At 65.2% G+C, this 11,847-nt stretch carries 9 protein-coding genes; 1 reads left to right on the top strand and 8 read right to left on the bottom strand.

The window, feature by feature from the left end; translation table 11 throughout:
- Positions 1–98: 98 nt before the first annotated feature.
- From JQ592_RS15085 to JQ592_RS15055, 7 genes are all read right to left on the bottom strand, one after another.
- Positions 99–2,072, bottom strand: a complete 1,974-nt coding sequence (locus tag JQ592_RS15085) for an acetyl/propionyl/methylcrotonyl-CoA carboxylase subunit alpha (protein ID WP_211403619.1) — start codon at positions 2,070–2,072, stop codon at positions 99–101.
- Entirely contained in the window at positions 2,069–3,685 is a 1,617-nt protein-coding gene (locus JQ592_RS15080) for an acyl-CoA carboxylase subunit beta (RefSeq protein WP_211403618.1), read from the bottom strand. The genes JQ592_RS15085 and JQ592_RS15080 overlap by 4 nt, the downstream gene beginning before the upstream one ends.
- Before the next feature lie 123 nt (positions 3,686–3,808).
- Positions 3,809–4,675, bottom strand: coding sequence for a 3-keto-5-aminohexanoate cleavage protein (locus tag JQ592_RS15075; protein WP_211403617.1), 867 nt, complete (start codon positions 4,673–4,675; stop codon positions 3,809–3,811).
- A 199-nt stretch (positions 4,676–4,874) separates the two neighbouring features.
- A complete protein-coding gene (locus JQ592_RS15070) occupies positions 4,875–5,675 on the bottom strand; it encodes a helix-turn-helix domain-containing protein (protein ID WP_211403616.1) in 801 nt (266 codons plus the stop codon).
- A gap of 303 nt (positions 5,676–5,978) precedes the next feature.
- On the bottom strand, positions 5,979–6,635 hold the full coding sequence (locus JQ592_RS15065; RefSeq protein ID WP_211403615.1) for a glutathione S-transferase family protein: 657 nt from the start codon (positions 6,633–6,635) through the stop codon (positions 5,979–5,981).
- Positions 6,635–7,798, bottom strand: a complete 1,164-nt coding sequence (locus JQ592_RS15060; RefSeq protein ID WP_211403614.1) for an acyl-CoA dehydrogenase family protein — start codon at positions 7,796–7,798, stop codon at positions 6,635–6,637. Before JQ592_RS15060 ends, JQ592_RS15065 begins: the two co-directional genes overlap by 1 nt.
- A gap of 131 nt (positions 7,799–7,929) precedes the next feature.
- A complete protein-coding gene (locus JQ592_RS15055) occupies positions 7,930–9,066 on the bottom strand; it encodes an acyl-CoA dehydrogenase family protein (protein ID WP_211403613.1) in 1,137 nt (378 codons plus the stop codon).
- A gap of 266 nt (positions 9,067–9,332) precedes the next feature.
- Between JQ592_RS15055 and JQ592_RS15050 the strand changes: the two genes are divergently transcribed.
- Positions 9,333–10,883 (top strand): acyl-CoA synthetase, encoded by a 1,551-nt coding sequence (locus tag JQ592_RS15050; RefSeq protein WP_211403612.1) that lies wholly within the window; start codon positions 9,333–9,335, stop codon positions 10,881–10,883.
- A gap of 146 nt (positions 10,884–11,029) precedes the next feature.
- On the opposite strand, the gene JQ592_RS15045 is transcribed toward JQ592_RS15050, so the two are convergent.
- On the bottom strand, positions 11,030–11,791 hold the full coding sequence (locus JQ592_RS15045) for a helix-turn-helix transcriptional regulator (protein ID WP_211403611.1): 762 nt from the start codon (positions 11,789–11,791) through the stop codon (positions 11,030–11,032).
- Positions 11,792–11,847 lie beyond the last annotated feature (56 nt).

Raw genomic sequence — 11,847 nt, 5'->3', positions numbered from 1 at the left:
CAGGCCACGCCTTGACGACCGCAAGCACGGCGTCATGCTGCGCCGGCAGACGGGCATCGCCTTAATGGTTGCTACGATTGCGGAGCTCGCGGTGCCGACTACGCCCCAATCTCCGCGACGATCCTGCCCGTTGTCACCTGCTCGCCTTCGGTGACGTCGATCGCGGCGATCACGCCATCGATGCCCGCCTTGTGGACATGCTCCATCTTCATCGCTTCCAGCGTCAGCACCGGCTGGCCCACGGTGACACGGTCGCCCGGCTTGACCAGGACAGCGACGACGCGGCCGTTCATGGCAGCGCGGACCTTGCCGTCGCCGCCATTCATTGCAGCCGCTTTCGGCGCGGCGAGGGTGAGATCGGTGATCGCGAGCGGAATGCCGCGGTGCTGGAGGTAGAGGCGATCACCGTCGCGCAGGAATTTGGCGCTGTCCATGACACCGTCGTGGCGGAAACGGATGGCGTCGGGATCGAGCTGGTCGACCTCGAATTTGTCTTGCCGTCCGTCGGTGGCGACGGTGTAGCTGCCATCGCGCTCGCGGGTGATATCGAGCTCATGGGTGTGGCCGGCGATTTCGATCTTCGCCGGAAGCGGAAAAGTGGCGGCGAGGCTCCGTCCGCCCTGCCAAGACGGCGCGCGCGGGTTGGTGACGTAGAGCAAGAGGCCCGCCAGTGCCACGTCGAATGCCGCGTTCGCGCGCGGAGCCAGCAGTTCATCGCGATGCCCGCCGATGAAGGCCGTCGTCGCCTCACCTTTGGCAAAGCCGGGATGGCGCAGGCAGGACATCAGGAACGCCTGGTTGGTGGTCACGCCAAAGGCGGTGAGTTGCTCGAGGCCGACGATCAACCGGCCCCTCGCCTCCTCGCGGGTAGCGCCGTGGCTGATCACCTTGGCGATCATGGAATCGTAGAACGGCGGAATCTCCGAGCCCGATTGCAGCGCATGCTCGACGCGAATGCCGTCAGGCACCTGCCAGCGCATCATGCGGCCGGACTGCGGCATGAAATCATGCGCGGCATCTTCCGAGCAGAGCCGGACCTCGATGGCATGGCCAGTGAAGCGGATGTCCTGCTGCTTCACCGGCAATTGCTCGCCACGCGCCACGCGCAACTGCAGCTCGACGAGATCGAGCCCGGTGATCGCCTCGGTCACGGGATGCTCGACCTGGAGGCGCGTGTTCATCTCCATGAAGTAGAACTCGCCGCGTTCGTCGAGCAGGAACTCCAGCGTGCCCGCTCCCTCGTAGCGAAGCGCCTTCACCGCCGCGACCGCGACCTCCCCCATCCTCACGCGCAGATCGGGCGTGACCGCGGGGGACGGCGCCTCCTCGATCAGCTTCTGGTGCCGCCGCTGCACCGAGCAGTCGCGCTCGCCGAGATGGATGGCATTGCCGTGGCTGTCGCCGAACACCTGGATCTCGATGTGGCGGGGATTCTGGATGGCGCGTTCGAGGATGACGGTGGGATCGCCGAACGCCGCCTTCGCCTCCGACCGTGCGCTGCGCAGCGCATCGGGGAACGACGCCGCATCGGTGACAAGCCGCATGCCGCGCCCGCCGCCACCGGCCACCGCCTTGATCATCACGGGGAAGCCGATCTTTTTGGCTTCCGCGAGCATGACCTCGTCGCCCTGCTCCGCGCCCTGATAGCCGGGCACGCAGGGCACGCCGGCCTTCCTCATGATCTCCTTGGCGCCGGCCTTGTTGCCCATCGCCTCGATCGCCTGCGGCGACGGGCCGATGAAGACGAGGCCGGCATCCTTGCAGCTTCTCGCAAACTCCTCGTTCTCGGCAAGGAAGCCGTAGCCGGGATGCACCGCGTCCGCGCCGCTGGCCTTGGCCGCGGCGATGATCGCGGGGATGTTGAGATAGGATTGCGCCGGCAGCGCTTCGCCGATGCGCACGGCCTGATTGGCCTGCTTCACGTGAAGCGCATCGCGATCGGCATCGGAATAGACCGCGACGACGCCGAGGCCGAGTTTTCGCGCGCTGCGCATCACACGCAGTGCGATCTCGCCGCGATTGGCGACCAGAACCCTATAGAACGACCGGTGCTGCACTGATCCGTTCCTCATGGCCGGGCCACCGAGAACTGCATGCGCTGAGGTGAGCGCGCATCGCCTTCGCGGCAGATCGCGAGCACCTCCGACAGCACCGCGCGGGTATCGCGCGGATCGATCACGCCGTCGTCGAGCACGCGCGCGCTGGTCGAGAACACGTCCATCTGGCCGTCGAACACGCCGATGATCTGTGCTTTCATAGCGTCGAGCTTGTCCTTCTCGATCGGCTTGCCGCGGCGGGCGGCGGCGGCCTCCGTCACGATCGCCATGGTCTCGGCGGCCTGCTCGCCGCCCATCACGGCGGTCTTGGCATTCGGCCAGGAGAAGCAGAAGCGCGGATGGAAGCCGCGGCCGCACATGCCGTAATTGCCGGCGCCGAACGAGGCGCCGCAATAGATGGTGATCTGCGGCACCGTCGCCGAGGTCACCGCCTGGATCATCTTGGAGCCGTGCTTGATCATGCCGGCTTCCTCATAGGCCTTGCCGACCATGTAGCCGGTGGTGTTGTTGAGATAGAGGATCGGCGTGCGGGTCTGACAGCAGGCCTGGATGAAATGCGTCGCCTTGTTGGCGCCGGCGGGATCGAGCGGGCCGTTGTTGGTGATGATGCCGATCGCCTGGCCCTCGATGCGGGCATGGCCGCAGACGGTGGCCGGGCCGTAATTCGGCGCCATCTCGGTGAAGTCGGAATCGTCGATAATGCGTGCGATCACCTGCGTCATGTCGACCGGGCGCTTGTGGTCCATCGGCATGATGCCGAGCAGCTCGTCCTGGTCGTAGCGCGGCGGCTTGAACTCTGGAGCCGCCCGGCCCGGCCGCTCCCATTCCATCGCGGCCATGATCTCGCGCGCGATGCGCAAGGCGTCGCGATCATCCTCGGCCAGATAGTCGCCGAGGCCGGACACCTGCGTGTGCATCTCGGCGCCGCCGAGCTCCTCCTCGGTCGCGATCTCGCCGGTCGCGGCCTTCAGCAGCGGCGGCCCCGCGAGGAACGCGCGGGTGCGGCCGCGCACCATGACGATGTAGTCGGAGAGGCCGGTTTGATACGCGCCGCCCGCGGTGGAGGAGCCATGCGTGACGGTGACGACCGGCAGTCCCGCCGCCGACAGCCGCGCCAGATTGCGGAAGATGTTGCCGCCGCGGACGAAATCCTCGACGCGGTAGCGCAAGAGATTGGCGCCGGCGCTTTCGACCAGCTGGACGTAAGGCAGCTTGTTCTCCAGCGCGAGCTCCTGCACCCGCAGCGTCTTGTCGAGGCCGTAAGGCTGAAGCGCACCGGCATCGATGCCGGAATCACTGGCGCTGACCATGCAGCGGATGCCGGAGACGAAGCCGATGCCGGCGATGACACCGCCGCCGGGCACGCTCTTGTTGGGATCGGGCACGTCGAACATGTAGCCGGCGAGCGTCGACAGCTCGATGAAGGGCGCACCGGGATCGAGCACCAGCGCGACGCGCTCGCGCGGCAGCAGCTGGCCGCGCTTGTGGAAGCGATCTTTCGCCGCGGCGGACGCCGCGCGCGTGCGCTCTTCCAGTGCGCGCATGCGGTCGATCAGCGCGAGCATGCCGTCGCGATTGGCGTGGTAGGCGGCGCTGCCGGGGGAAATGGTGTTTTCGAGAATGGACACGTCTAACTCGCTCCGTCGTTCCGGGGCGATGCGCAGCATCGAACCCGGAACCTCGAGATTCTCAGGTGCGCAACTGCGCACCATAGTTCACGCTTCGCGTGCCCCGGAATGACAGGATGTGGCTTACCGATTCGTCCCAAAGATCTTCCGCGCCTCGGCCGGAGACGCGATCTCGCGGCCGGCACGCCTTGCGCAGGCGGCGACCGCTTCGATGAGCTGGCCGTTCGAGGTCACCTTCTTGCCGTCAGCGAGATAGAAGGTGTCCTCGAGACCGGTGCGCAAGTGACCGCCGAGCTCGGCGCAGCGCTGATGCAACGGCCAGATCTCTTCGCGGCCGATGGCGGTGACTTGAAAATGCGCTTCCGGCCGCTTCAGCTTGATCAGGATCGGCAGTAGCTCAGGATCAGCGGGCATGCCGGAGGCGACGCCCATCACAAAGTTGTATTCGAGCGGCCCCTTGTACATACCGACCTGGTGGTACATGCCGACGCAGCGGACGATGCCGACGTCGAAGCATTCGAACTCGGGGATGGTGCCGACCGCGTTCATGACGTCGAGATAGTCCTTCACCTTCTCGACCGCATTGTCGAACATCATCGGCGGCCAGGCCCAGGTATTGTCGGCCTTCACTTTCAGGTAATTCAGCGAGCCGGCGTTGCAGGCGGCGATCTCCGGCCTGGTCTCGCGAATGCAGTCGAGCGCGCCGCTGTAATTCGGTCCTGACACGCCCGAGGTGTGATTGATGATGACGCCGGGGCAGGCCTCGCGGATCGCCTGCTGGATCTCCTTGCTGACCGCGACCTCCCAGGACGGCAGGTGCCCCTTGCCCGGCGCCTGCTGGCGCAGATGGATGTGCATGATGGACGCGCCGGCATCGAAGGCAGCCTTGGCCTCGCGCGCCATCTGTTCCGGCGTCACCGGCACGTTGTGCTGCTTCGGATCGGTGAGCACGCCGTTCAGCGCGCAGGTGATGACGGCCTTGTCGCTCATGCCAAAAATGTCTCGCACGTTGAGAATTCAACGCTTGCGATCATGTGACGCGAGGCATGCGGCTTCTTGCGCGGAGAAGCTAGTTAAAGACGAGCTCTCGTAGGGTGGGCAAAGCGAAGCGTGCCCACCATCTTTGCCAGTTGCTGAGAGGTGGTGGGCACGGCGCAAGAGCGCCTTTGCCCACCCTACGAGACCGGTGTTAGCTCGCCTCCGCGAGCCTCACCGTCTCGGTGCTGCGGTAGATCGCGAGATCCCGCGAGCCGACGAAGATCGCGCGCGGCTTGAGGCCATAGAAGCGGCGGATCGAGTGGCTGAAATGGGTGGAATCGGGATAGCCGATGTCCTGCGCGAGATGGGCGAGGTTGAGGTCCTGGTTGGCGAAGTGCAAGAGATGCCGCGCGCGCTTCCAGGCGCGGAAGGAGCGGAACGAGATGCCGGTCTCTTCCTTGAACAGATGCAGGAAGCGCGAAGCGGAGAGGCCGGCTTCGGCAGCGCAGGTATCCGCCGTCACCGGCTCGCCGGAGAAGCGCTCGATGCGGGCGACCGCGCGCATCACGCGCGGATCGAGCCGGCGGCGCGGCAGCGCCTCGCCAAAGCACATCTCGTCGAACTCGGCGGTGGTGATGTCGCCGTAGCGGCGCTGGCGCAGCAGCGCATAGGCGGCAAGGATCTTGCGGGCATAGACGGCGCGATCGGGTCCGGTCAGCCGCCCGGCCAGGGCCTCGATGACGCCATCGGGCATGCTCTCGGGCTCGAGCGTCACGCTGATCGCGGTGCGATAGTCGCTGGCGATGGAATGCCGCTGGTTCGGCAGGGTGACGAACAGCTCGCCGGTGGCGAGGACGTCGTCGATCGTGAGGTGCAGATTGCCCTTCACCGCCACATAGACGTGGCAGCAACCCGGGGTCCGCTTGCGGGGGCGGCCGAGCAGGCCGGCATAGAACACCCGCTCCGGCGTGATCAGCATCAGATGGTCGGATTCGCGACCGTTATATTCCATTGGGCTCCTCCTCGCGCGGCTCTCTGGCCGCTGCGGACGGCAGTCACCTTAGCGGAAATTTGGGCGCTGTCACGACGGGATAGCGCTGTCATGAAAACGCGCGCTGTCGTTCCGGGGCGGTCCATTGGACCGAACCCGGAACTCTCGCCAACATCGTCGTCCTGGACAAGCGTAGCGAAGCGGAGCGCTGATCCAGGACCCATTCCCACAAGAAGGAATTTGACGAAGATTGGTGGTTACACCTCCTGTTCCAAACGATGACCGGGGTAATGGGTCCTGGCTTTCGCCAGGACGACGGCTGGGTTACGCCCTCACGCGCGGCGCAACATTCTGCTCCTCCCCAGCCTTTTGCTCTGCAGCAACGGCGCGCTTGAAGCCGTCGCGCTGCTGCAGGCGGGCCCAATAGGCTGCGACATTTGGCCCGAAATCCTTGGCGAGGCCGATACTGTCAGCGAGCCGGAGTGCGTAGCCGATCACGATATCAGCGGCGGTGAAGCGGCCGGCGCACAAGGTTTCGGCATTCGCGGTGGCTGCCTCAACGGCACGCAGCCGTCCCAGGAACCATTTTGCGTAATCGGTGGCGACCTGCGGATTGCGGCGCTCCTCCGGCTCGAGCTGGGTGTATCGGAGCACCAGCGTCTGCGGGAAGGTTAACGTGGCATCGCTGAAATACATCCAGTTCAGGAACGCGCCATAGGCGGGATCCTCCAGGCCGACCATCAAAGGCGTCGGACCATATTTGATGCCGAGGTAATGGCAGATGCCGGAAGACTCGGTCATCCTGGTCTCGCCGTCGATCATGAAGGGAATCGTGCCGAGCGGATTGAGCGCAAGGTAGTCCTTGGCGAAGACGCGCGGCGGGAACGGCAGCATCTTCAGTTCATACGGCAGCCCCATCTCCTCCAGCATCCAGAGCGGACGGAACGAGCGCGCAGCGTCGCAGTGATAGAGCGTGATCATCAGGCGTTCCCCTTACTTCCCGGCAGCGTGCCCATCATCTTGCACAGGACCATCAGCATGACCTCGTCGGCGCCGCCGCCGATCGAGGTCAGGCGGCTGTCGCGATAGGCACGGCTGACCGGCGTCTCGTTGGTAAAGCCCATTCCGCCCCAATATTGCAAGCAGGCGTCGGTGAGCTCGCGGCCGAGCCGGCCGGCCTTGAGCTTGGCCATGGTTGCAAGCCGCGTCACGTCCTCGCCGGCGACCAGTTGCTCAGCGGCGCGATAGATCAGCGCGCGCAGCAGCTCGACCTCGGTCTGCATCTCCGCGAGCTTGAAGTGCACGACCTGGTTGTCGAGGATCGACTTCCCGAAGGCCTTGCGGTTGCGCGTGTACTCGATGGTCTGGTCGATGATGTATTCGTGCGCCTTGAGGCAGGCGGCCGCGCCCCAGAGCCGCTCCTCCTGGAACTGGATCATCTGGTAGGTAAAGCCCTTGCCCTCCTCGCCGATCCGGTTGCGCTTGGGCACACGGACATTGTCGAAGAAGATCTGCGCGGTGTCGGACGAGCGCATCCCCATCTTGTCGAGCTTGCGCGCGACGGTGACGCCCTTGCTCTTCATGGGCACGCAGATCAGCGACTTGTTGCGGTGAACGGGCCCGTCGCCGGTATTGGCGAGCAGGCAGATCCAGTCGGCCTGGGTGCCGTTGGTGATCCACATCTTGCCGCCGTTGATGACGTAGTCGTCGCCGTCGGAGCGTGCATTGGTCTTGATCGAGGCGACGTCGGAGCCCGCGCCGGGCTCGGAGACACCGATGCAGGCGACGTAGTCCCCTGATATCGAGGGCGCCAGAAACTCGCGCCGCACCTCGTCCGAGCCGAATCGCGCCAGCGCCGGCGTCGCCATGTCGGTCTGCACCCCGATCGCCATCGGCACACCGCCGCAGGTGATGGCGCCCAGCTCCTCCGCCATCATCAGCGCATAGGAATAATCGAGGCCCGAGCCGCCGAACTCGACCGGCTTGTTCAGGCCGAGGAAGCCGAGGCTGCCCATCTTCTTGAACAGCTCATGCGCCGGGAAGATGTCGGCCTTCTCCCATTCGTCGACATGAGGATTGATCTCGTTCGCGATGAATTTTTGCAAGCTCCGACGGATGTCGTCGTGGTCGGCGGTAAACAGCATTTTCTCTCAGCCTCGTCATTCCGGGACGCGCCTCTTGGCGCGGGCCCGGAATCCATAACCACGATCGTGAGTATGGATTCCGGGCTCGCTCCGCTTCGCTCGCGCCCCGGAATGACGCGAGGAGAGAGCGCTCACAACCCCATCTGCCGCGACGCCAGATCCTTCATGATCTCCTCGGTGCCGCCGCCGATGGCGTTGACCTTGACCTCGCGGTAGATGCGCTCGGCCTTGATGCCGCGCATGAAGCCCGCGCCGCCAAAAATCTGCACGGCCTCCGAGGCGCAGAACGCCATGGTCTGGGTCGCCTGGTTCTTCATCATGCAGATCTCGGCGACCGGGCTCTCGCCCTGCTCGAGACGCCAGGCCAGCATCTCCAGCATCGCCTGCGACGCAGCGACCTTCTGCGCCATGTCGACGATCTTGTGGCGGATGACCTGGTGCTGGGCGAGCGGCTTGCCGAAGGTCTTGCGCTCTTTTGCGTATGTGATCGCCTCATCGAGGCAGACGCGGGCGAAGGCGGTGCAGCTCGCTGCCATGCCCATCCGCTCGCTGTTGAAGTTCTGCATGATGATCTTGAAGCCCTGGCCCTCCTCGCCGATCAGGTTCTCGGCCGGCACGCGGCAGTCGTCGAAATGCAGCGTCGCGGTGTCGGAGGCCCACCAGCCCATCTTCTTCAGCTTCGTGCGCGACAGGCCGGGCGTATCGCCCTCGATCAGGAGCAGGCTGACACCGCCGGCGCCCTCGCCGCCCGTGCGCACCGCAACGGTCAGGTAATCGGCGCGCACGCCGGAGGTAATGAACGTCTTTTCGCCGCTCACGACGTAGTGATCGCCGTCGCGCCGCGCGCGGGTGCGGAGGTTTGCAACATCGGAGCCGCCACCCGGCTCGGTGATCGCGAGCGCGGAGATTTTCTCTCCCGACAGCACCTGCGGCAGCACACGCGCCTTCACCTCGGGTCGTGCCGCACGGGCGATCGGAGGCGAGCCGATGGTGTGGCTCATCAGGCTGGCACTGACACCGCCGGCACCGGCGCGCGCCAATTCCTGGCTGGCGACGATCTTCATGAACTGGTCGGCGGCGATGCCGCCATATTCCTCGGGGAAACCGAGCCCCAGCAGGCCAATTTCGGCCGCCTTGCGATAGAGCTCGCGCGGGAATTCGCCGGCCTCGTCCCATTCATGGGCGAACGGAGCGATCTCCTTCTCGACGAAGCGGCGCATGACGTCGCGGAAGGCGTCGTGCTCGGCGGTATAGAACGGGCTCTTCATCTCAGTCTCGCCCTGTTGGCGGATTCGTCTCCGTCCACCATGGCTGGAACATTTGCCGTTCACTTGCGCAGAGTGGCTGGCTTGGGGAACCCTTCCAGAGCAGCTTATCTCCTAGCAACTCAACGCAAGACGATTTTCGTCCCTCGCAGGCCAACTCCAAATCAAAAAAAGACGTGGTGCACAAACTCCGGCTGGCCCTCGCGGCCACGCCGGGCATGGGCCGGCAAGAGGATACAGGCGGCACAAGACCGCCGAGGGAGGGATTTTTGGCCGTTCGTTACTACGACTGGATCGCCCACCATGGCCGCCGCACACCCGGCAAGGTCGCGCTCATCGACCTCGCGAGCGAACGCCGCTTCAGCTATTCGCAGCTCGACGCCCGCGTCTCGCGCCTCGCCTCGTTCCTGCGCCACACGCTGAAGGTTTCGCGCGGCGACCGCGTCGCGGTGCTGGCGCTGAACACGACCGATACGCTGGAGGTGCAGTTCGCCTGCGGCCGGTTGGGTGCCATCTTCGTGCCGCTGAACACCCGCCTCACCGTTCCCGAGCTCCAGTTCATCACCGCCGACTGCGCACCGAAGGTGATGATCCACGACACTGATCTGGCCGAGACGGCGCTCAGCGTTGCAAAGCTCTGCAACGTTGCGACCAGCCTGCTGCTTGGCCCGGGCGGCACTTATGAGGCCGGCATCGCCGCCGCAAAGCCGCTCGACCGCATCGAGGAGGTCACGCTCGATGACGTCTCGACCATCATGTACACATCGGGCACCACGGGACATCCGAAGGGCGCGACGATCACCCATGGCATGACCTTCTGGAATTGCGTCAATCTCGGCGGCCCCGCCTGCATCGGGCCGTCTTCGGTGTTGCTCACCGTGCTGCCGCTGTTCCACACCGGCGGACTCAATTGCTACACCAACCCGGTGCTGCACGCGGGCGGCACGGTCTTGATCATGCGCGCCTTCGATCCCGGCACGGCGCTCGGCCTGATCAACGATCCCGCGCAGGGCATCAACGTGTTCTTCGGCGTGCCCGCGATCTACCAGTTCATGGCGCAGCATCCGGCCTTCGCGACGACCGACCTCAGCCGGCTGATCGTCGGTGGTGTCGGCGGCGCTCCGATGCCGGTGCCGCTCTTGAAGGTCTGGGAGGCGCGCGGCGTCGCGCTGCAGCAGGGGTACGGCATGACCGAGACCTCGCCGGCCGTGCTGGTGCTCGACCGCGAGGATGCCGCGCGCAAGGCAGGCTCCGCCGGCAAGCCGGTGCTGCACACCGAGGTGCGGATCGTGCGGCCCGACGGCAGCGATGCCGATGTCGGCGAGCTTGGCGAGCTCTGGGTCCGGGGGCCGAACATCACGCCGGGCTACTGGAACAGGCCGGAGGCAAACAAGACCTCCTTCACCGACGGCTGGCTGCATACGGGCGATGCGACGCGCGTCGACGAAGAGGGCTTCTACTACATCGTCGACCGCTGGAAGGACATGTACATCTCCGGCGGCGAGAACGTCTATCCGGCCGAGGTCGAGAACGTCCTGCACCAGCTCACCGCGATCGCGGAAGCCGCCGTGATCGGCATTCCCGACACGCAATGGGGCGAGGTCGGTCTTGCCATCGTCGCGGTCAAACAGGGCCAGCGGCTGACCGAGGCGGATGTGTTCGCGCATTGCGCCGCCAAACTGGCGCGCTTCAAATGTCCGCGCCAGATTCGCTTCGTCGATGCGTTACCGCGCAACGCCACCGGCAAGATCCACAAGCCGACCTTACGCAAGGAGTTCTCCGTCGCCTCGGAGGTCGACAGGAAAGTCGCCAACTCCTGATCGAAGCGCCCCTTGCGGGCGCTTTTGTTTTGAAGTGCCTGCCCAAGACCACAAGAAACCCGGCTAGCTCTCGGCGAACCGTCCGTGCACGAAAGATGGCGGCCGAGAGGCCGCCATCTCTTTATCCATGCTCCTCAAAGGCGACCCTATGCCGGCAGGAACAGCGCGAACGGCTCTTCCACCGTGCGGCGCAGGTGCTTTCGGTACAGCTCATAATTGGCGTCGCTGGGCGCAACCCGTCCCAACGACGGCTTCGGAATATTCCTGATCGGCACATAGGCGATTGGTGCCGCAATCGGCGTCAACTGCGAGCCGGGGCCGGCACGGAGCGTCGAGATGATGCCGTACATCTCACCGGCGACCGTCGGCCGCGACACCGTGATCACGCGATGCTGGCCGTGCTTGATGATGACGAGGTAGATGAAGCCGGACTGATGGGGAACGGCGACCTCGCCGGTGTGCTCATAGGCGGCATCGGTCCGCTCACCCTCGCGAAAGACCAGCGATGAGACCTTCGGCTCCCAGACGATCTCGGTGCGGTAGGCGAAGATCGCGTCCTTGTCGCCGAAGGACGGGCGCAAGGTGATGTAGACGTCCTCGAGCCAGGTCACCGCGCGATGCGCATAGGAGCCGAGGCTGTCGGGTGCGACGTCGTTTGCGGCAGGAGGCGTCACCACGGCGGCGCTCTTGCGCAAGGACACGCCCAGCGCCTGCTCCAGCCGGACCGTCGTTGCCAGCGTGAACGGCCGGCGGCCGCCTAAAACCTTCTCCAGCGTCGATAGACTAAGCTTGGCCTGCTCGGCCAGCGCCTGCCGGGAGATCCGGCGTCTGGCCAGCTCCTCGCGAATGGTCTCCGCGATCTCGCGGCTCTGCTCGTCCGAAAGCTGCTTGTCGGCCTGCGTCTGCATCGTCAACCCTGCCTTGGAGTCCCATTCTAGCAGGGCGGACAAACCAGCACAAAACC

It is taken from the genome of Bradyrhizobium iriomotense, assembly GCF_018129405.1.
Lineage (GTDB): Bacteria > Pseudomonadota > Alphaproteobacteria > Rhizobiales > Xanthobacteraceae > Bradyrhizobium > Bradyrhizobium iriomotense_B.
The sequence above is the reverse complement of the archived record's forward strand: the minus strand, read 5'-3'. Positions and strand labels throughout refer to the sequence as shown.

Bases quoted from the DNA above. Each gene is read 5' to 3' on its own strand.
- JQ592_RS15065 (WP_211403615.1), bottom strand. From the start codon at position 6,635: ATGATCACGCTCTATCACTGCGACGCTGCGCGCTCGTTCCGTCCGCTC.
- JQ592_RS15045 (WP_211403611.1), bottom strand. From the start codon at position 11,791: ATGCAGACGCAGGCCGACAAGCAGCTTTCGGACGAGCAGAGCCGCGAG.
- JQ592_RS15070 (WP_211403616.1), bottom strand. From the start codon at position 5,675: ATGGAATATAACGGTCGCGAATCCGACCATCTGATGCTGATCACGCCG.
- JQ592_RS15085 (WP_211403619.1), bottom strand. From the start codon at position 2,072: ATGAGGAACGGATCAGTGCAGCACCGGTCGTTCTATAGGGTTCTGGTC.
- JQ592_RS15075 (WP_211403617.1), bottom strand. From the start codon at position 4,675: ATGAGCGACAAGGCCGTCATCACCTGCGCGCTGAACGGCGTGCTCACC.
- JQ592_RS15055 (WP_211403613.1), bottom strand. From the start codon at position 9,066: ATGAAGAGCCCGTTCTATACCGCCGAGCACGACGCCTTCCGCGACGTC.
- JQ592_RS15060 (WP_211403614.1), bottom strand. From the start codon at position 7,798: ATGCTGTTTACCGCCGACCACGACGACATCCGTCGGAGCTTGCAAAAA.